Raw genomic sequence first — 17,085 nt, 5'->3', positions numbered from 1 at the left:
GGGTCAGGCAAAGGTGCCGAGCAAGGCGCGCACGACGAGGCTCCAGCCGTCGATCAGCACGAACATCAATATCTTGAGCGGCAGCGAAATGGATGCTGGCGGCACCATCATCATCCCCAGCGCCATCAGCGCGCTCGACACAATGAGATCGACCAGCAGGAACGGCAGGAAGATCACGAAGCCGATCTGAAACGCGGCGCGCAATTCCGAGAGCATAAAAGCGGGAACGAGCTGCACCATCGAGATGTCATCCATCGTGGACGGCTGCTCGGCCTTGGCCAGCTCCACCATCAATGCCAGGTCCTGCTCGCGCGTCTGGCGCACCATGAACTCGCGCAGCGGGGTAAGCGCCTTGCCGGCCGCAGCCTGCGGCGCCAGCTGTCCGGCCAGGTAGGGCTGCAAGCCTTCCGTGTTGATTTGGTTGAGCGTGGGCGCCATCGTAAAAAAGGTGAGGAACAGCGCCAGGCTGACAATGACGGTGTTGGGCGGCGTATCCTGCATGCCCAGCGCATGGCGCAGCATTGAGAGCACGATCACGATGCGCACGAAGGCAGTCATTGACATCAGGATGGCCGGCGCGAGGCTCAGAACCGTCAACCCGAGCATGATCTTGATGGCCGACGACATGTCGCCGCCCTTGGCCGCGCCGCCCATGGTGATCTGCAGCCCCGGCAGGCTGACCGCGCCGTCCAGCGCAGGCGCCGGGGTTGCGCTTGCACCCAGCGCCGGAGCGGCGAGCATAACGGCGCCGGCTACTGTTCCCAGCAGGAGCAGCAGCGACCAGGAGCCGCGCGACCGGCTCACTGCGTTTCCCCGGCTGGCGCGCTGGCGATGCAGGTCACGCCGTGCTCTCCTTGGGCCAGCAGATAGTGGGTGTTGTTAAACAAAACCACCGACACCACTGCGCGCGGACCCAGGCGCTGGCTTTCCAGCACCGTCAGCAATGGCGTGCGCCCGCCCTGCGGCTGGCCCAGGCGCAGGCGCAGGCGCTTCCTGACCACCAGCACGGCCGCGATTGCAATGAGCGACACGACCAGCACGCCCACGCCCGACGAGCCCAGCGACGGTTCGCCCGCGGCGCTGTCGCGCTTGAACGGGATCGCATTCTGGACGGCGTGCGTGCCCGGCTTCATGGCTGTATCGCCGCCGCCACTTCCGTCACGCGCACGCCGAATTTGTCATCGATAACTACCAGCTGTCCGCGCGCGACGACGATGCCGTTGACGATAATGTCGATCGGCTGGTCGACGCTCCGATCGATTTTGAGGATGTCGGATGCCTTCAAGCTCATCAGATGGCCGATAGTGGTGTGCGCCTGACCGACAACGACCGACACGTCGACGGCAATGCTGTCGAGCAGCTCATTGCCGGAACTGAGCAGTGTAGGGCCGCTTGTGGCGCGCGCGGCCAAGTCCGGCAACTCAACGTTCTGGGTGGCGCCGACAGCGCAGTTGTTCGTTGAACTAGGCATGGGAGGCTTCGCAAAGGTTGGATGATTGAACGAGTTCGGCAGCAAAACTGTCGCCGCATCGACCGAGGTAGGCGACCAGCAGCGCCTGCCCGCCGGGCGTGCACAGCGTCGCCGGCGTATCGCTGCTGGTCGACAGCGCGATCACGTCGCCTTCCGACAACGACAGCAGGCTGCCCAAACCCACGCGGGCCGCGCCGACGGTCAATTGCAGGGCCACCGGCACCTGGCTCACGCAAGCGGCGTAGTCGACCGCTGCCAGGGGCGTCAGCGCGGCTGGCGCTGGCTGCAGCGTCTGCACCGCGGCGTCATCGAGCAGAATCCGGCACTGCTGGCATCCCACGGTGATCGAGGCCAGCACTGCGCCCGTGCCACGCCGCCGGATCGAGGCGGGAAATTCGCCCCCGGCGCTGTGTTCAGCGCCATGAGGGCAGCTCAGCGCGGCGCCGGCGAGCGCATCGAGCAGAGCGTCGCGTGCGGCGCACGCCGCTGCCGGGCCCAGGCTTGCCGGCGCGGGCGGGACCGAAACAACGGGTGCGTCGCCGAACATGATGGCTTCTAAACCGGAGGCCAGATCGGCGCCAAAGGCGAACCAGCACTGCCGTTCGCCCACCCGCACTGCGCGACCCCAGGACTGTGCCTGCGCTCCCGGCGCTGCGGCCTTGGCGTCGGGCGCCGCTTCCCAGGCACGCGCCACGCTGACCGACACCGCTCCTGCGTCGATACCCCACTCGTCTGACCATGACGAGGTCGCGCGCGCCAGCGCGTCCCGCACTGCGTTCAAGGCACCATCACTGACCAGGCGGTAGGGAACGGCATGCATCAGCGGTTGCCTTTCATCTCGAACAATTGCTGGATCATGTCGTTGGCGGTGCTGATCACGTGTGACGACGCCTGATAGCCGCGCTGCATCAGGATCAGGTTGCCAAATTCCTCGGCAAGGTCCACGTTGGAGCCTTCGCGCCGCCCCGGCGTCAGTTTGCCCAGGCCGCCGGTGCCGGCGTAGCCGTAATTGACGGTGGCGCCTTCGGCCAGACGAAACGCACTGCCGCCTGCCTCCGCCAGCGACGCCTCGGTCACGAAATCGGCCAGCGCCAGGCGCGCGCCGGTTGCGCTCTGCCCGTTCGAATACTGGACCGTCAGCACGCCGTCGGCGCCAATACTCTGGTCGGTCTTCACGCCGGCGGCATAGCCATCCCCCGACAGCGCCCGGATCGGTACCGCGCTGCTGGGCAGGTTGACCAGCGCAGAAAAGTCGAGCTTCACATCCGACGCGGCCATCCCGGCCGGCGCATAGGAAAACGTCAAAGCATCCTCACCCGCCACCGGCGCGCCGGCCGCGAAGCGAATAAGCCCGGTGGCCACCGTGGCATTGGCAGCATCCTTGACGGTGATGTTGTAGGCTCCCGCGCCATCGTTGTGAAAACTGAGCGTGACCGGGTGATCGGCGCCGTTCGCGTCCAGTATCGTGATGCCCGCCACGCTTGTGTCGATGGGTGGGGTGGCGACGGTGGTAGACAATTCGCCTGCGAATTTGACGACGGCGGTCGCCTTGGCCGGGTTGCGCGCCATGCCCGCGAGCGTGATGTCAGACAAGCGACCGCCGGCGTCCATCCCCTGCACATGGTCGCCCGCCGCATTGACCAGGATACCCTGGTCGTTGAAACCGAAGTCGCCCGAGCGGGTGTACAGCAGCGCCTCGCCGCGTTTGACGGCGAAAAAGCCGTTGCCGTCGATTGCCAGGTCGAGCGGATTGCCAGTCCCCTGCGAGAGACCCGCGCGGAAGTTGACCTGGGAGCCCAGCGACGCCAGGCCAGAACCCGTCTGCGCCGGATTGCCCGAACGGTCGAACTGGGGCGAGCTGCCCGCGTTTTGATCAAACACATTCGCAAACTGCAGTTGCGAACTTTTGAAACCCGGGGTATTCACGTTGGCCAGGTTGTTGCCGACCACGCGCAAACCCTTCGCATGATTCAACAGACCACTGGTGCCGATATGGATGACGTCAAACATGGCGACTCCTTAGCGTATGTTGAGAATTTGCGCGAGGGTGACCTCGACCGGCGCACCGCTGCCCGTGCTAATGGAGAGCATCGGCTGGCCCGACGCCAGGGAGAGCGCGGAGACGCGCCCGGAAATGAGCTTGCCGCCGTAGGAAGCGTCAACTGTCCTTCCGAGCAGCCCGATCGACTGGGTCGACGATTGCGCCGAGAGCATGGCATCGATCTTCGTGTTCAGCTGGCGGCTCTGCTCGAGCGTGGCGAACTGGGCGATCTGGGCGACAAACTCCTGGTTGTCGACCGGTTTGAGCGGATCCTGGTTGTTCAGTTGCGAGGTCAGGATCTTGAGGAAATCCTGGATGCCGATATTGCCCGATTGGCCGGCGGTGGCGCTGCCGACGGCGGCAGTCATGCTGATGGTCATTGGGATTTTCCTTTGCGGTCAATACTGCGGGATTGGGAATGCGGCGTCGGCACATCGCGCACCTCGCCTGGGGTGTCATGCTGGCGCTCTTGCTGTCGCGCGCCACCGGGTGCCAACACCGCGTGCCCGTTGATGGTCAGCGCAGCCATTTTCTGGCCGGCGGCGTCCATCTCGGTAGACAGGGCCCGGGCGACGCGCTGCGCCTGCGCGGTGCCCAGCGTTGCATCGCGGATGAAGGCATGCACTCCGTCCTGCCTGAAATACAGGTTCATGATGTGTTGCTCGAACACGGGCCGCTCGCCAAAGTGGGCGGCGTCGGGCGCGCAGCTTGCCTGTTCGCCCGCCAGTTCACCGCTTTCGGCGGACAGTGCGCCCGCTGGAAATTGCGGCTGGCCGGCCCCGATGCCAGTTAACGCAAGTGGCGCCGGCGCCACCGGCCTGCAGTAATCGGCGCACGGACCCGCTGCGCTGCGCTGACCAGTGGCTGCGGGCGTGGATGGCGCCAGCAGCATCGTCGGACGCAGCGCCGGCGGCACATCGCGCAACGGCGGCGCGTGCGGCAGCGGTATTGGGGCGCCGGTGCGGCCTGTGACATGGTGGCGCGCCTCGCCGCCAGCCGGGGCGGTCTTGGCCCCCTCGTTCGTATTCTCTGCAGCCCGGCCGGCGGCGCTACCGGGAGCGGCATCGGCAACGCCGGCCGGGCTTTCCCCTGCCTTGGCGACGCGTCCATGCTGGGCATCTGCGCCGGCTGAGAACATCGAGCGCTCCAGTTCCAGCATCCACCGCCCTTGGCGCGCTTCGGCGCCGCTGCGGTTCAGCCGCGCCCCATGCGGCGTGGCCGCCGTGCCGACACTGTCTGCATTAATGGCCATGGCTTGCCGCTCCGGTATGTAGGGTGTTCCATTGGTCGTCCGCCAGCTTGAAGTCCGCGCTCATGCGCATCCGGTGAAACCGGTCTTCCATGGCGTCGCGGTGCTGCTCGGCCGCGTCCAGCGAGCGCCGCGCCGTCACCACCGTAGCGATGACGTCATCGCGCGCGGCGGCAAGCGCCGTCATCCGTGCTCCATGTTCGCGCAACTGGCGGACAAGGTCGCCCAGGTGGCGCGCGTGCATGGCAAATCGCTGCACCGGTTGCGCGCTGGTCTCCTGCGTGACAGCTTTCCACAGGCTGTCCGCCGCTGCGTACTGGCTTTGAAGCGCGGCGCCCTCGGCGGCCAACGAATGCAATTGCGCGTTGTGCTCGGCGAGGATGCGCAACAAGTCGTCCAGCTTCCAGCGGCGCGTCAGTAACAAAGGTTCGAGCGCATAGCGAAAGCGGGCCTGCTTCATGGCGCACCCTCCGCGTGAGCGGCGCGCAGGCTGGCCATGGCGCTCTCGCGCGTGCTCGACTCCTGCACCGGCTGACGCAAAATAGCGCGCACCGCCGGCGTGAGCGCCAGCGCCCGGTCGACTGCCGCGTTGCTGCCCGCCTTGTAGGCGCCCATGTCGACCATTTGGCGGTTGCGCTCATAAGTCGACAGCAGTTCGACCGTGGCCGTCATCAAGGCCTGGTCGGCGTCGCTCACCAATTCGCAGGCCAGGCGGCTGGTGCTCTGCAGGATGTCGATCGCCGGGAAATGGGCTTCATGGGCCAGGTCGCGCGACAGCATGATGTGACCGTCGAGGGTGGCGCGCACGATGTCGGAAACCGGTTCATTGAAGTCGTCCCCTTCCACCAGTACCGTGTACAGGGCGGTGATCGAGCCGCCCGAAGCCGTCGTTCCACAGCGCTCGCACAGCGCTGGAATGTCGGCGAACACGGATGGCGTGTAGCCACGCGCGGTGGGCGGCTCGCCGGCGGCCAGGCCGATCTCCCGGCGCGCCATCGCAAAACGCGTAATCGAGTCCATCATCAACAGTACTTGCAGGCCCCGGTCGCGGAACGATTCGGCAATCGCCGTGGCCGCGTGCGCCGCCCGCGTGCGCGCCAGCGCCGGCTGGTCGGATGTGGCCACCACGACCACGCTGCGCTTCAAGCCTTCCTTGCCGAGGTGTTTTTCGACGAATTCGCGCACTTCGCGCCCGCGCTCTCCAATCAGGGCGATCACATTGATATCGGCTTTCACGTCGCGCGCGAGCATGCCCAGCAGCGTGCTCTTGCCCACGCCGCTGCCCGCAAAAATACCCATGCGCTGGCCGCGCCCGAGCGGAAGCAGCGTGTCAATGGCGCGCACGCCGGTTTCCAAGAGATCGGTGATGCGCGGGCGCGTCAAGGGATTGATCGGATCGGCCACCAGCGGGTGCACCACTGTCGGCGCTGGGGCGGGCAAGCCGTCGAGCGGGATGCCAAAGGCATCGATGACCCGTCCCAGCAAGGCCGCTCCGACACCGATGCCGGCCTGGCGACCGGTGGCAACGATTTCGTTACCCACGGCGATGCCGCGCAGATGACTGTAAGGCATGAGCACGATGCGGCCCGGCTTCATGCCGACCGCTTCCGCCGCCAGCGTTGCGCCGCCGTCAACGGCGACTTCGCACACCTCGCCTATCGTGACGTCCGGTCCAATTGCCTCGATGCACTGGCCGGCGATCCCGGCCACCCGGCCCAGACGGCGCACGAGGGGTGCGTTGCGCGCGGCAGCAAGATAGACGTCCATCATGCGGCATCCTTGGACGAAGCGCGCAGTGCGCGCGCCGCCTTCAAGGCGGCGGCCAGCAGCGCGAGCTGGGTCTCGAAGCGCGCGTCGAGCGTGCCGCCCGCGCTCTCGACAATGCACCCGCCAAGAGAGACCAGCGGGTCGGGCGCATAGCGCAGGCCTTCGCCTGGCAGCGCGCCTTCGTTGAGAAGCGCCGCGTCGTCCGGATGCAGACGTACCGTCAACTGGTCGCGGGAACGGTTGGCGGCAATCGCGGCGCTCACGGCGGCGGCGATGGTCGCGCGCGCGACGCCCTGTTCACCGATGATGCGGCACACGGCCGCAAATGCGATATCGACCATGGCCAGTTCGGCTCTGGCGATGGCCGCGCTGCGCGCTTCTTCAATCTGGCTGGCCAAGCCCCTGCACCGCTCGACCTGGGCCGCATATTCCGCGCGCCCCGCCTGCTCGCCCATGCCGGCGCCAGCGGCGTAGCCGCGCCGCTCGGCCTCGGCCTGGACTGCGGCCAGCGCGAGCGCGGCCTTGTCCGATGCCTGGCGCAGCGCTGCGATTTGCTTGTCACGCTGTTGCAGAGCGATGGTGTGCTCGGCGGCGGCTCGCGCGAGTTGGGTATCGTAATCGTGACTGGTGGCTGCCGGCTGGGCTACAGCAGCCACCGACGAGGCGAGATAGACGCCCGGCGTTCCGGTGCGCGGCATCGGGGCTGCAGCAACTGCGGCGGCCACGGGGGCGACGGCAGCGCCTGACGCCGTGTCCGACGAAGCAGCTGCAGGCGCGCAGGCGCGACCAATGCGACGCGCAAAGGGCGACAGCGGCGCGTGACGGATTATCGGGTCCATGGCAGCCACCTCCTCAATGACAGCGCCAAGCGCGCGATGCGCGCTGTGGACGCGTCGCGCGGCGCGCTGCGGCGCTCCCCCAATCTGGCGTTCAATGCGTTGACCAGAAACTGTTCGCACGCAGGTGCGCGGCTGACGCCGGAATCGATCGTCATTTGCACCTGTCTGCTGCGCGGTGTGGGCAACATGGCGAGCATTGCCTCGGTCCAGGGCCAGGGTTCAATGGCCACAAGCTGCGCGATCAAGGCGGGCGGCTCGGTTGAAACTGCCGCAAACACCTGCGCGGCGGTTGCGCCGCGCAGCCGAGCGCGCGAGTCGGGAATGCTGGCGGCATGCTGATGCTCATGCGCGGGTGAGGCTTTCTCCGAATCCGTCGCTTCGACAACCGCATCGGACGCCTGATCGATTGGTGTGCCGACTGCCATATTGGCCGCCTTGTCAAAGCCTAAGGCGCTCAGTTCGGCCAGAAAGCCACGCAAGATGCGTCGGTCGCCAGGCGCCAGTTCGGTCAGGATCGTCTCCTGATCAGCCCTGGCCAGTGCGTACAGGGCGGCAGCGGCCTGGCGGTGGCCGCTCATTTCGGCACGCCCGTGACGGCATCGTCGACGCCCTGTGCGCTAACCCAGCGGCGCACGTCCTGCAGCACTTTTTCGCGCTGCTCGACGCTCAGCAGGACCGGCGCCGGCGCGCGGCGGCGCAGCAGCGCGTGCACCAGGACGGCCAGCGCGATCAGCGTGACCAGCGCCGCCAGGATCCAGACCACCACTTCCGCCGAGGCGCGGTCCGCCACGCTGCGCGTACCTGCCGACGCAATGCTCACCGCTGCCGCCGGCACCGTGGCTGGTGCGGCGTTTGGCAGATCCGGCGTTGGCAGCGCGGGCGAGGCGATGGCGCTGACCAGCCGGTCCATCGAGTTGACGACAATGGCGTCACCGCGCTGCGCATTGAAGCCGAGCGCCAGGCCGACCACTTCGCGCAGCTTGGCCAGTTGCGCGTCGGTGAGCGCCTGCTTGACCACCACCGATACCGTCATGCGGCGCACCGTGCCGGCAGCGACCGAGGTCTGTTCCACGCGGCGCCCGACCTGATAGTCCGATTCGCTGGTCGTGACGGTGGCACTGGCCTGCTTGCCGGCTGGCGCCGCATCCTCGCGCATCGACTGCCGCTCGCGCACCGTGACGCCCGTTGGCGCGCCCTCGGGCGCCTTGCCCTTGGCGGGAATGACTTCCTCGGTCGTCAGTCTGGCGCGGTCCAGGTTCAAGACGATGTCGACACTGGCAATGGCCTGTCCGGGACCGAAGGTGCGATCCAGCACCGCCGTGACCTTCTTGACCATGTATTCCTCGGTGCTGCGCTTGGCGTCGAGCTGGGCCGAGCCAGCACTGCTCGCATCGACGCTGCCCGCGCCACTTTCCTCGTCGCCCTGCACGCGCGTCAACGCCACGCCATGTTGGTCAAGCACGGTCACGTCGCCGCTGGCGATGTCGGTGACCGATGCCGCAACCAGGCGCTGGATGCCGGCCACCTGCGCTTCGCTCATCGCCTGGCCATTTTTCATTGTCAGCGTAACCGATGCCTTGGGCTTGGTGACCGATTTTTTGAACAGACCGTTTTCCGGGATGGCCAGGTGCACGCGGGCGTTTTGCACGCCGTCGATTGCCAGGATGGTGCGCGTCAGTTCGCCCTGGATCGCGCGCAGGTAGTTCACTTTCTGGACGAATTCGGTCATGCCGAAGTCGGCGTTGTTGAACACTTCAAATCCTACCGCCCCGTGCAGCGGCACCTCTTTGCCCATCAGCGCCAGGCGCGTCTTGTAGACCATCTCGCGCGGGACCAAGATGGCGGTCCCGTTTTCGCCAAGGCTGTACGGCACCTTCATTTTGTCCAGTTCGGCCGTCATGGCGCCAGCGTCGCGTGGGGCGAGGTCGGCAAACAGTATCTGGTGCTCGGGATGGTAGGCCCACACACCGAGCGCGATCATTACTGAAACGATCGCCACGCTGCCGGCGACCAGACCGGTGCGCGCGCCACGCCCAAGTCCGGTCCACATGTCGATAAAGTGCGCCATGGCGGGCCTCTAGACCTGAGTCCGCATGATTTCCTGGTACGCCTCGAGCATCCGGGTGCGCACCTGGGCGAGCAGCTGGAACGACAGCTTGGCTTCTTCCATGCGGATCATCAGATCGTGCAGATTGCCCGCCTCACCGCTGGCCAGTTTTTGCACGCCATCCTGCGCCGCGATTAACGTGTCGTTGACCTGCCCTACTTCGTGGGCGAACCACTGCGCAAACCCGCCGGCGGGCGGTTGGACAGGCGATGCGGCAAGCAGCGGCTCGTCGATTGCATTGATGGGGGCGATGGCGCCGATGCCTTCGATACTCATTATTTTCCTCCGATTTCGAGTGCGCGCGCGGCCATGGCCTTGGCTGCCCCCAGCGCGGCGACATTCGCTTCATAGGCACGCAAGGCGCTGTTCAGGTTCATCATTTCGGCCGTGTGGTCCACACCTGGGTAAGCCACGAAGCCCTTGGCATCGGCATACGGATGGCCTGGTTCGTAGACCATGCGTGGCGCGACGTCCTGCGGCTCGACGGACGCGACGCGCACTCCGCCGCCCGAGAATCTTAATTGGCCGTACTGCTGGCCGAACTGCTGCGCAAACGACAGCGTGACGCTCTGCGCGAGCAGTTGCAGCGGACGGTAGACAGCACCCGGAGTTGCGCCGGCGCTGTGCATATTGGCGATGTTGAGGGCGGCGATGTCCAGCCTTGTCTTTTCGACCGCCATGCCGCTGGCACTGATGCGAAAAGAACCGAGATATTCCATCACCGCTTCCCTTCGTTGATGGCCATCCCGATTAGCTCGAACTGCTTATTAAGGGCCTTGAGCAGCGCTTGCTGGTGCAGCACTGTTTCCGACAGTTCCGTCATCTCGCGGTCCAGCTGTACCGGTTCTGCCGCGTCGGCCAGTTCCAGCACGGGACGCAGCGTCGACAGGTCAGTTAGCGAGGGCGCCGCACCGCGCGGCAAGTCGGCCGTCATCTGCACCATGCGCGACTCGAAACTGACGCTGGCACGCCGGTAGCCGGGCGTGTTGGCGTTGGCGATATTGTGGGCGATAGCCTGCTGGCGCATGCCCGCCGCGTCCAGGGCGAGACTCAGCAAGGCGGTCATGTTGTCGATGGCGGAAATCACGTTTGCCTCCGGTTTATTGGACAATGAGTTCGGCATGCAGAGCGCCAGCAGCTTTCACGGCGCGCAGGATGGAAATGATGTCGCGCGTGTTGGTTTTGAGCCTGGACAGCGACTGCACCAGGTCGCCCACGGTATTATTGGCTGTTACATAGCCGGCGCCGCCCGTTTCCTCGACTGTCACGCGGCTGTTCGACACGGCCAGCGACTGTACGCCTGGCCCGCCCTGGCCGATCACCCAAGGCTGGGAGACCGTGTTGTCGGTCAGGATAGAGACCTTCAGCTCGCCCTGCGAGACCACCACTTTGGAGATGCGCACGTCGCCGCCCGAGACGATGGTGCCGGTGCGCTCGTTGATGACGACCTTGGCGCGCCGGTCCGGCTCGACCATGACGTTTTCGATATCGGCCAAAAAGTCCGTCAAGTGTTCGCGCCGGCCCGCGGGAATCTGGATGTCGACGCCGGAGCCGTCGCGCGCTACGGCAGCTTGTCCGCCAAGCTTTCCGTTGATCGCCGCAGCGACGCGGCTGGCCGTTGTGTAGTCAGGTTCGGCGAGCACGAACGTCACGCTGCTGCGCTCATCGGCAGCGCTGGAGGCAACGCCAACTTCCACTATCGCGCCGCCCGGAATCGACGCGACGGTAGGATGGTTCTTCTGCGTGACGTTGCCATTCATATCGTACTTGTAGCCGCCGACCGAGAGCGCACCCTGTGACAGTGCATAGATTTTCCCGTCTGGGCCCTTTAGGGGTGCCAACATCAGCGCCCCACCCACCAGACTGCGTGCGTCACCGATCGAGGTGACGGTGACGTCGATGGCGTCGCCTGGACGGGCGAACGGCGCCAGCGTTGCCGTCACCATCACGGCGGCGACATTACGGCTCTGCACGTCGTCGGCAGCGATGGTCAGGTCGAAGCGCGACAGCATGTTGGCGATGCTCTGGCGCGCCGTCTTGTTGCGCGACGAGTCGCCGGTGCCGGCCAGGCCTGTCACCAGGCCGTAGCCGTTCAGGGCGTTGTCGCGCCAGCCGGACATCTTGCCAATATCCTTGATGCGGATCGGTTCTGCAGCGGCGCTGCCGGCCAGGCACAGCGCCAGGGCCAATCCGCCCGCCGTGGCATACCAGGCTCGCATCGTCACACTCCAAACAAAGTTAGAAAGCGCTGCCACCACGCGGGGCGCTGTTTGTCGGCCAAGTCGCCTTGGCCCGTATACCGGATGCGCGCATTGGCGATGCGGGTCGAGAGCACGACGTTGGTGTCCGAGACGTCCTGCGGGCGCACGCGACCCTCGATGACGATTTCCTGGCGTTCGTTGTTAATGCTGACGAGCTGCTGCCCCAGGATGGTCAGGTCGCCGTTGGGTGCCACAGCGTGGACATACACGGTAATTTGCGCCAGCACCTTGCCTTCGCGCTGCGTGCGCCCACGCCCGTCGGTGCGGCTGTCAGCGCCGATGCCGGCGCTGTAGCCCTTGCCGGTTCCCTGGACGTCTAAATTGACGCTGGCGTCACGGCCCGCGCTGGTGTTTGCCGTGCTGCTCGCGCTTGCGCTTTCGTAGACCAGCACTGTAATTAAGTCTCCCACGCGGCGCATGCGCAGGTCCGACGTCAGGGCCTGGTAGGCGCCGGCCTTGTACAGGCTTTCGGCGGCGAACGCCGGCCAAGCGCTGATCGAGGAAAGCAGCAGCAGCGTCGCGCCTGGGAAGCGAATGTTCACTGGTTGGTCCTATTCGATGACGACGGCGCCGGACTGGCTCACCCGTCCAGTGACAAGGTCGCGCGCGCCGACGGGGCGCACGCTTAGCATCTGGCCGGGAAGCGCGTCGTTCATAGCGACGCCCGCCATGTCGATGCCGATCTGGCCAGCGCGCATTTGCAGCTTCACGGAGTCGCCGCGCAGCACGCTGCCGCCGGCGAGCATCGAAGCCGGGGTCAGTGGCTGTCCGGCGCGAATCCCGCGCGCGGCGCGAAACGGCAGCAATGGCTGGTCGGCCGATACCACGGGGCCGCTCGCCCCGTCGGTTTCGCCCAGCATGAAATCTTGGGCGCTGGCGGTCGCACCAGGTGCAATTGCGTGTCGCGCGACGTACGACTGGCGGCGCAGCGTCACGACCAACTGGACCGCGACTGTGCGATACAGCTCGCCCTCTACAAACAGATCGACCCACACCGACGTGCTGCCAGCATCTCCAACTGGCGCCGGCACGGGGCGCGCCTTGACCGTGACTACGCCGACCGGCACCTCATAGTCGGTCAGCGGGGCCGCGAGCGCGACGTCCAGTGTGGCACCGGCTGTGCCGTACTGCGCTCTGGCGGCAGCCAGCGCCGCTTGCGATATATCCTGCGCCGCCACCGTTTGTGCCTGCGTGCGGACCGCGACGGACGCGGCACCTTGCCACTTGAGCGAAGCGGCAGTGGTGCTGTGGCGACGGATGGCTTGCTCGATCTGCACCCGCGTCAGGCGCTCCATCTGGCCGACGAGCGGCGCGCGTCCAAGTGGAATTGCGCCCAAGGCCTGCGCCTGGGCGCTTGCCGCATGCACCTGTGCCACGTCCGAGAGCGTGATCCGCCGGTGAGTGACCAATGCATCCTGCCGCAGTTCGAGTACGGGGTCGGCATCGGCGACCGGCTGGGCCGATGCCTGCAGGGGCAACGCTGCGAAGGCAGCCAGCAAGGTCGCAGTATTAAGTGGCATGGCAATCCTCTTATTTGCGCAGGTTGTTGCTCATGGCGAGCATCTCGTCGGACGCCTGGATTACCTTGACGCTCGACTCGTACGCGCGCTGCGCCACCATCAGGTCGACCATCTCCTCGACCAGATTGACGTTGGAACCTTCGATGAAACCTTGTGCGATGGTGCCGAGGCCATCCCCACCCGCCGGGCCGGAAATCGGCTCGCCGGATCGTTCCGAGGGCCGGTACAAATTGCCGCCAAGCGCTTCCAGTGCGCTGGTGTCCGCAAAGCGCACCAGCTCGATGCGGCCGGCTTCGAACGGCTCGTCGCTCGCTCCAGTGCGCACCATCACGCGCCCATCCGGCTCGATCGTGATGCCGCGCGCGTCGTTCCCGATGTGGATCGATGGCTTGAGCGCCTGGCCCGTGGCGGTGGCGAGCAGCCCATCCTTGTCAATGGTGAGCGTGCCGCCGCGGGTATAGGCAGCCGTGCCGTCCAATGCTACGACCTCAAAAAAGCCTTCGCCGCGCACTGCGACGTCCATTGGCGCATCGGTCTTTTTCAATTCACCCGCGATGAAGGATTTGAGGATCGAGGAGATGCCCACGCCGCTGCCTTGCCACAGGCGCCGGGCGCCCTCGGTCGCTCCTGCGGCGCCAGCCAGGTCGCGGTAGACCAGATCTTCAAAGCTGACACGCCCCTTCTTATAGCCCGGGGTGTTTACGTTGGCCAGGTTGTTGGAGATCGTGTCGACCTCTTTTTGCTGCATGTGCATGCCGGTGGCGGCGATGTAGAGCGAATCGTTCATGGTTTAGAAATCTCCCAGCTTGCGAATGGTTTTTTCCAGCGTCTCGTCGTAGCCTTGCACGACGCGCTGCAAGGCTTCGAAGTGGCGCACGGTTTCGGTAAGGCGCACCATTTCCTGGGGCGTGCTGACGTTGGAGGTTTCGAGAAAGCCGATCCGCAGGCTGGAAGGTGCTTTGGGTTCCTGGACACGCGCCGCGCCGGCTTCGTAGATGCCGTTACCGACCGGGACCAGCGCTTCCGGGTTGGCGAAGTGGACGAGCTTCAGGCGACCGGCGATGCGGCCGTCTTGGAAGACGTCGCCGTTGGGGGCGATCGTAAAGGGGGCGCCGGTCAGGCGAATTTCGCCCGTCGCGCCCATGATCGGGGCGTCCTGCAGCGTGACGAGCCTGCCCTGCACATCGGTGCGCAGGCTGCCGGCCTTGGTGTAGGCGACTCCGGTAGGGGTGGCAACTTCGAAGAAGGCGGCGCCTTCGATGGCGACGTCGTGACCGTTTCCGGTGTGGCGCAACGCGCCCGAGGACGGGTCGACCATGGTGACGACGGGGCCGGCGGCCGGGCGCACGGTTGAGCGGTCGGCGACGCCCTGCTCGAGCCGGGCTGCAAAGCCCGGCTCGAGCAGGGCTGCAAAGCCCGGCGAGACCGTGATCTGACGTTTAAAGCCTGGCGTCAGCACGTTGGCCGTGTTGTGGCTGATCGACTCCATGCGCGCCTCGTCGGCCTGCATGCCCGCCCTTGCGATTGCCATCACGTCCATTGTAACCCCCAGTTGATGTTCTGAACTAGGAGCAATCTTTACCCATGGAACGTTGGTCTTCCTTGCGTTCGATCAATTCGGCGGTGGTTGCAGATGCGAAATATGTTGAATCGCTAATGATCCTCGGCCTCGGCCCTTTGTCGGGGAAACTAGTGAATTTCATCCACCGTGGCGCGCGCGACGCCTTTGGTCACGATGGCGCACGCCACAGCGCATATCGAAATAGTCCTGCTGAAGCGAAACAACCTGGTACCGTAGCCTGGGCCGGCACCCCGTTGACATGCGACGCCTTGGCGGCAATAGTGCATGCACCAAGTCGGCGCCGCCTGCGGACGAACGACCAGTTGGCGCGCCGTTTCACCATTTAGGACAGTGCACCTTCCTGCCCCTCCGGAATGGACGCACGATTAATGCATTGTGCCGTTGCCACACCGAGCTTTTGCAACTCGGCCGCCAGTTCATCCGCGTGCTCCTGAACATAGCAACCGAATTTGATTTCTTCCCGCGCTACCGCGCAGCGCCAGAGGGCCGAAAAACCGGCGGCTTGCAGTTGAGGAAACATGTCGCTCACCTGAGTGACTTCCTTGACGGCCGGCTTGGCCGCCCAGCGGCCAGTGAGATAAAAACAAGGCGCAGTGCTGCGCACGGAACCGTCAAGGGCAAGCGGTCCCTCCTGCACCAGGATATACGATTGCTTGGCGCACCCCTGGCAGCGGTAATTGAGCCGATTGCCTTCCCTGCTGGTTTGTTCCCGGTACCCCGAACCGCATGCAGAACACTTCTCCATATCATCTCCTGAACAATTAAATTGGGAACCCGGCGCCACAGTCGGCGCCTTTGGACAGTTACAACGACATCTTCAAGCCTTGCCACACCGCCTTGACGTCTGTCATGATATTGAACCGGCCGCGCTGTAGCGGATCGTTCGCCAAATGTCGGTAGGACGGAGACCGGTTAATCAGGTGCGACAAGCCCAAGTCGGTGTTGCCTTCCGTCGGAAGGTGGGACGACTTCCTATACGGCGCGCCGACTGCGCGCCAGTCGACCAATCCCTGTTCTCGGAATGCCTCAAATTCGTGTCCCCGATGCCAGCCTTTAAAGTCGGGCGAAATATATTGAAGGTAATGCGTACCTTCATGGACGGCCGTGCCGGCGGCGCCCATGAGATCCATGCGTCCGTTGGTAAATGTGCTGGCGTCCGTCAAGCGACGTCGAAATGGCGCCGACAAGTCGGGCCAATGCGGGTATTGTTCCCCCGTTGCCAGCACCGTACGTCGGTGCCGGCCGCCGGCGACGCGAGCCGTCGCCACAGCGCGGACCTACTCGTCTGCAGTCTGTGTCGTCACCAGCCCCAACGGGTTTAGAAGGGTTTCCAAGTAGGCGTTATGGCTTTGGATATTGCATCCGAAATTGATTTCCGCGTGCGCCACCGCCTGGCGCCACAAGGCGGAAAAGCCGGCGGGCTGCACTTGAGGAAACTGCTTGCGCACTTCAAGCACCTGCGGCACTTCCGGCTTCCCTACCCAGCGCCCCGTGAGCCAGTACATAGGTTCCATATTCGGCTCACTGCCGCCGGGACCCAAACGCGACGTAACCAGGATCCACGATTTGTGGCCGCACACCTCGCAGCGGCAATCGCGCCGCGAGCCTACTCTGCCGATTACAGTCATGCCTTCGTGGCCGCACTCGGTACATGTTTTCATATCGCTCCCGCTATGGTTGTTGGATCGACGATGCGACGCGTGCGCCTCCTTTTGATGGGGTCGTTCGCCATATGGCCGTAGCCAGTGTTCGTCCTGAGGACATACATAAGGCCCCAGTCAGTCAGTCCTTGCCTGACTACCTTGCCGTCCACGATGGTCTCCTTGTAGTCGGCCCCGTAGTGCCGTTTGTCTATCTTGCCCTGGATGCGGTGCGCCTCGGCTTCATGCCCAAGGCGAAATTCCCTGACACCGGATTGCCATTGGATGTAATGCCACACTTCGTGCGTTACGACGCCCGCGACGCGTTTCGTATCCAACACGGAGCCACCACGGTAAATGTTCACTTCATTGGGCGTGGCAGGATCGAATGTGCCGAGGGTACCGGACTCCGCCCGGTGAGGTTTGCCATGCGCGTCAAGCCCCTTGGGGCGATAGGTGTGAAGAATGTTGAGCTTGACTTTCCCCGATGACCCCCTGTGTCAGACTACTTGTCGGGTGTGTTTTTTGAAAAAATTATGTCCTGATCTTGGTTGTTGTGGTGGAATTTAGGGTTCGTTCTTGTGCTTTATTTCTAACATCGTTTCCGG

General features: G+C 64.9%; 25 protein-coding genes. 1 reads left to right on the top strand and 24 read right to left on the bottom strand.

All coding sequences use genetic code 11. The annotated features are described in order from the left end of the window. Positions 1-3: 3 nt before the first annotated feature. From fliP to ACP7BV_RS14580, 20 genes are read right to left on the bottom strand one after another with little or no spacing between them, the layout of a single operon-like run. Positions 4-804 carry a flagellar type III secretion system pore protein FliP gene (fliP, locus tag ACP7BV_RS14675; RefSeq protein WP_426104806.1) on the bottom strand — a complete coding sequence of 267 codons (801 nt, stop codon included), beginning with the start codon at positions 802-804 and terminating at the stop codon, positions 4-6. Then, positions 801-1,133 (bottom strand): flagellar biosynthetic protein FliO, encoded by a 333-nt coding sequence (locus ACP7BV_RS14670; protein WP_426104805.1) that lies wholly within the window; start codon positions 1,131-1,133, stop codon positions 801-803. Before ACP7BV_RS14670 ends, fliP begins: the two co-directional genes overlap by 4 nt. Continuing rightward, positions 1,130-1,471 (bottom strand): FliM/FliN family flagellar motor switch protein, encoded by a 342-nt coding sequence (locus ACP7BV_RS14665; protein WP_426104804.1) that lies wholly within the window; start codon positions 1,469-1,471, stop codon positions 1,130-1,132. Before ACP7BV_RS14665 ends, ACP7BV_RS14670 begins: the two co-directional genes overlap by 4 nt. Then, entirely contained in the window at positions 1,464-2,291 is an 828-nt protein-coding gene (locus ACP7BV_RS14660; RefSeq protein WP_426104803.1) for a FliM/FliN family flagellar motor switch protein, read from the bottom strand. The genes ACP7BV_RS14665 and ACP7BV_RS14660 overlap by 8 nt, the downstream gene beginning before the upstream one ends. Continuing rightward, on the bottom strand, positions 2,291-3,481 hold the full coding sequence (locus ACP7BV_RS14655) for a flagellar hook protein FlgE (protein ID WP_426104801.1): 1,191 nt from the start codon (positions 3,479-3,481) through the stop codon (positions 2,291-2,293). The genes ACP7BV_RS14660 and ACP7BV_RS14655 overlap by 1 nt, the downstream gene beginning before the upstream one ends. A gap of 9 nt (positions 3,482-3,490) precedes the next feature. Then, a complete protein-coding gene (locus ACP7BV_RS14650; RefSeq protein ID WP_426104799.1) occupies positions 3,491-3,892 on the bottom strand; it encodes a flagellar hook assembly protein FlgD in 402 nt (133 codons plus the stop codon). Continuing rightward, positions 3,889-4,764, bottom strand: coding sequence for a hypothetical protein (locus ACP7BV_RS14645; protein ID WP_426104798.1), 876 nt, complete (start codon positions 4,762-4,764; stop codon positions 3,889-3,891). Before ACP7BV_RS14645 ends, ACP7BV_RS14650 begins: the two co-directional genes overlap by 4 nt. Further along, positions 4,754-5,221: a hypothetical protein gene (locus tag ACP7BV_RS14640; protein WP_426104797.1), complete on the bottom strand. Its 468-nt coding sequence runs from the start codon at positions 5,219-5,221 to the stop codon at positions 4,754-4,756. The genes ACP7BV_RS14645 and ACP7BV_RS14640 overlap by 11 nt, the downstream gene beginning before the upstream one ends. Then, positions 5,218-6,531, bottom strand: coding sequence for a FliI/YscN family ATPase (locus tag ACP7BV_RS14635; RefSeq protein ID WP_426104795.1), 1,314 nt, complete (start codon positions 6,529-6,531; stop codon positions 5,218-5,220). Before ACP7BV_RS14635 ends, ACP7BV_RS14640 begins: the two co-directional genes overlap by 4 nt. After that, positions 6,528-7,367 carry a FliH/SctL family protein gene (locus tag ACP7BV_RS14630; protein ID WP_426104794.1) on the bottom strand — a complete coding sequence of 280 codons (840 nt, stop codon included), beginning with the start codon at positions 7,365-7,367 and terminating at the stop codon, positions 6,528-6,530. The genes ACP7BV_RS14635 and ACP7BV_RS14630 overlap by 4 nt, the downstream gene beginning before the upstream one ends. Then, the gene (locus tag ACP7BV_RS14625; protein WP_426104792.1) at positions 7,355-7,945 is read right to left on the bottom strand and encodes a hypothetical protein; all 591 of its coding nucleotides are present in this window, start codon (positions 7,943-7,945) and stop codon (positions 7,355-7,357) included. The genes ACP7BV_RS14630 and ACP7BV_RS14625 overlap by 13 nt, the downstream gene beginning before the upstream one ends. Then, entirely contained in the window at positions 7,942-9,435 is a 1,494-nt protein-coding gene (gene fliF / locus ACP7BV_RS14620) for a flagellar basal-body MS-ring/collar protein FliF (protein ID WP_426104791.1), read from the bottom strand. Before fliF ends, ACP7BV_RS14625 begins: the two co-directional genes overlap by 4 nt. A gap of 9 nt (positions 9,436-9,444) precedes the next feature. After that, positions 9,445-9,750, bottom strand: coding sequence for a flagellar hook-basal body complex protein FliE (gene fliE / locus ACP7BV_RS14615; protein ID WP_426104789.1), 306 nt, complete (start codon positions 9,748-9,750; stop codon positions 9,445-9,447). Then, the gene (flgC, locus tag ACP7BV_RS14610) at positions 9,750-10,193 is read right to left on the bottom strand and encodes a flagellar basal body rod protein FlgC (RefSeq protein ID WP_426104787.1); all 444 of its coding nucleotides are present in this window, start codon (positions 10,191-10,193) and stop codon (positions 9,750-9,752) included. The genes fliE and flgC overlap by 1 nt, the downstream gene beginning before the upstream one ends. Beyond that, positions 10,193-10,561, bottom strand: a complete 369-nt coding sequence (locus ACP7BV_RS14605; RefSeq protein ID WP_426104786.1) for a flagellar basal body rod protein FlgB — start codon at positions 10,559-10,561, stop codon at positions 10,193-10,195. Before ACP7BV_RS14605 ends, flgC begins: the two co-directional genes overlap by 1 nt. 13 nt (positions 10,562-10,574) lie before the next feature. After that, positions 10,575-11,693, bottom strand: coding sequence for a flagellar basal body P-ring protein FlgI (locus tag ACP7BV_RS14600; protein WP_426104784.1), 1,119 nt, complete (start codon positions 11,691-11,693; stop codon positions 10,575-10,577). A gap of 2 nt (positions 11,694-11,695) precedes the next feature. Continuing rightward, positions 11,696-12,277: a flagellar basal body L-ring protein FlgH gene (locus ACP7BV_RS14595; protein WP_426104783.1), complete on the bottom strand. Its 582-nt coding sequence runs from the start codon at positions 12,275-12,277 to the stop codon at positions 11,696-11,698. A gap of 9 nt (positions 12,278-12,286) precedes the next feature. Further along, complete coding sequence (gene flgA, locus ACP7BV_RS14590; RefSeq protein WP_426104781.1) at positions 12,287-13,255, bottom strand: flagellar basal body P-ring formation chaperone FlgA; 969 nt, start codon at positions 13,253-13,255, stop codon at positions 12,287-12,289. A gap of 10 nt (positions 13,256-13,265) precedes the next feature. Next, positions 13,266-14,042, bottom strand: coding sequence for a flagellar basal-body rod protein FlgG (gene flgG, locus ACP7BV_RS14585; RefSeq protein WP_426104779.1), 777 nt, complete (start codon positions 14,040-14,042; stop codon positions 13,266-13,268). A 3-nt stretch (positions 14,043-14,045) separates the two neighbouring features. Then, positions 14,046-14,795, bottom strand: a complete 750-nt coding sequence (locus tag ACP7BV_RS14580; protein ID WP_426104777.1) for a flagellar hook-basal body protein — start codon at positions 14,793-14,795, stop codon at positions 14,046-14,048. Positions 14,796-14,839: 44 nt separating this feature from the next. Between ACP7BV_RS14580 and ACP7BV_RS14575 the strand changes: the two genes are divergently transcribed. Further along, on the top strand, positions 14,840-15,163 hold the full coding sequence (locus tag ACP7BV_RS14575; RefSeq protein WP_426104776.1) for a hypothetical protein: 324 nt from the start codon (positions 14,840-14,842) through the stop codon (positions 15,161-15,163). Here the strand turns inward: ACP7BV_RS14575 and ACP7BV_RS14570 are convergent. The 4 genes from ACP7BV_RS14570 to ACP7BV_RS14555 all read right to left on the bottom strand — a co-directional run bounded on the left by ACP7BV_RS14570 (position 15,160) and on the right by ACP7BV_RS14555 (position 16,815). After that, positions 15,160-15,621 carry a hypothetical protein gene (locus ACP7BV_RS14570; RefSeq protein ID WP_426104775.1) on the bottom strand — a complete coding sequence of 154 codons (462 nt, stop codon included), beginning with the start codon at positions 15,619-15,621 and terminating at the stop codon, positions 15,160-15,162. The two genes, ACP7BV_RS14575 and ACP7BV_RS14570, sit on opposite strands and share 4 nt — an antisense overlap. Positions 15,622-15,640: 19 nt before the next feature. Next, a complete protein-coding gene (locus tag ACP7BV_RS14565) occupies positions 15,641-16,000 on the bottom strand; it encodes a hypothetical protein (protein WP_426104773.1) in 360 nt (119 codons plus the stop codon). Between the two features lie 114 nt (positions 16,001-16,114). Next, positions 16,115-16,342, bottom strand: a complete 228-nt coding sequence (locus ACP7BV_RS14560) for a hypothetical protein (protein WP_426104772.1) — start codon at positions 16,340-16,342, stop codon at positions 16,115-16,117. A 152-nt stretch (positions 16,343-16,494) separates the two neighbouring features. Beyond that, positions 16,495-16,815 (bottom strand): hypothetical protein, encoded by a 321-nt coding sequence (locus ACP7BV_RS14555; RefSeq protein ID WP_426104771.1) that lies wholly within the window; start codon positions 16,813-16,815, stop codon positions 16,495-16,497. Between the last annotated feature and the right edge of the window lie 270 nt (positions 16,816-17,085).

Source organism: Massilia sp. TSP1-1-2, from assembly GCF_049896185.1.
Taxonomy (GTDB): domain Bacteria; phylum Pseudomonadota; class Gammaproteobacteria; order Burkholderiales; family Burkholderiaceae_D; genus Telluria_A.
This window is presented reverse-complemented; position numbering and strand designations above follow the sequence as displayed.

Excerpts from the sequence above, each read along its gene's own strand:
- ACP7BV_RS14645 (WP_426104798.1), bottom strand. The coding sequence starts at position 4,764 with ATGGCCATTAATGCAGACAGTGTCGGCACGGCGGCCACGCCGCATGGG.
- flgG (WP_426104779.1), bottom strand. The coding sequence starts at position 14,042 with ATGAACGATTCGCTCTACATCGCCGCCACCGGCATGCACATGCAGCAA.
- ACP7BV_RS14630 (WP_426104794.1), bottom strand. The coding sequence starts at position 7,367 with ATGGACCCGATAATCCGTCACGCGCCGCTGTCGCCCTTTGCGCGTCGC.
- ACP7BV_RS14625 (WP_426104792.1), bottom strand. The coding sequence starts at position 7,945 with ATGAGCGGCCACCGCCAGGCCGCTGCCGCCCTGTACGCACTGGCCAGG.
- ACP7BV_RS14660 (WP_426104803.1), bottom strand. The coding sequence starts at position 2,291 with ATGCATGCCGTTCCCTACCGCCTGGTCAGTGATGGTGCCTTGAACGCA.
- flgC (WP_426104787.1), bottom strand. The coding sequence starts at position 10,193 with ATGGAATATCTCGGTTCTTTTCGCATCAGTGCCAGCGGCATGGCGGTC.
- fliE (WP_426104789.1), bottom strand. The coding sequence starts at position 9,750 with ATGAGTATCGAAGGCATCGGCGCCATCGCCCCCATCAATGCAATCGAC.
- flgA (WP_426104781.1), bottom strand. The coding sequence starts at position 13,255 with ATGCCACTTAATACTGCGACCTTGCTGGCTGCCTTCGCAGCGTTGCCC.
- ACP7BV_RS14560 (WP_426104772.1), bottom strand. The coding sequence starts at position 16,342 with ATGTACTGGCTCACGGGGCGCTGGGTAGGGAAGCCGGAAGTGCCGCAG.
- ACP7BV_RS14655 (WP_426104801.1), bottom strand. The coding sequence starts at position 3,481 with ATGTTTGACGTCATCCATATCGGCACCAGTGGTCTGTTGAATCATGCG.
- ACP7BV_RS14665 (WP_426104804.1), bottom strand. The coding sequence starts at position 1,471 with ATGCCTAGTTCAACGAACAACTGCGCTGTCGGCGCCACCCAGAACGTT.
- ACP7BV_RS14650 (WP_426104799.1), bottom strand. The coding sequence starts at position 3,892 with ATGACCATCAGCATGACTGCCGCCGTCGGCAGCGCCACCGCCGGCCAA.
- ACP7BV_RS14600 (WP_426104784.1), bottom strand. The coding sequence starts at position 11,693 with ATGCGAGCCTGGTATGCCACGGCGGGCGGATTGGCCCTGGCGCTGTGC.
- fliF (WP_426104791.1), bottom strand. The coding sequence starts at position 9,435 with ATGGCGCACTTTATCGACATGTGGACCGGACTTGGGCGTGGCGCGCGC.
- ACP7BV_RS14670 (WP_426104805.1), bottom strand. The coding sequence starts at position 1,133 with ATGAAGCCGGGCACGCACGCCGTCCAGAATGCGATCCCGTTCAAGCGC.
- ACP7BV_RS14635 (WP_426104795.1), bottom strand. The coding sequence starts at position 6,531 with ATGATGGACGTCTATCTTGCTGCCGCGCGCAACGCACCCCTCGTGCGC.
- ACP7BV_RS14575 (WP_426104776.1), top strand. The coding sequence starts at position 14,840 with ATGGAACGTTGGTCTTCCTTGCGTTCGATCAATTCGGCGGTGGTTGCA.
- ACP7BV_RS14580 (WP_426104777.1), bottom strand. The coding sequence starts at position 14,795 with ATGGACGTGATGGCAATCGCAAGGGCGGGCATGCAGGCCGACGAGGCG.
- ACP7BV_RS14640 (WP_426104797.1), bottom strand. The coding sequence starts at position 5,221 with ATGAAGCAGGCCCGCTTTCGCTATGCGCTCGAACCTTTGTTACTGACG.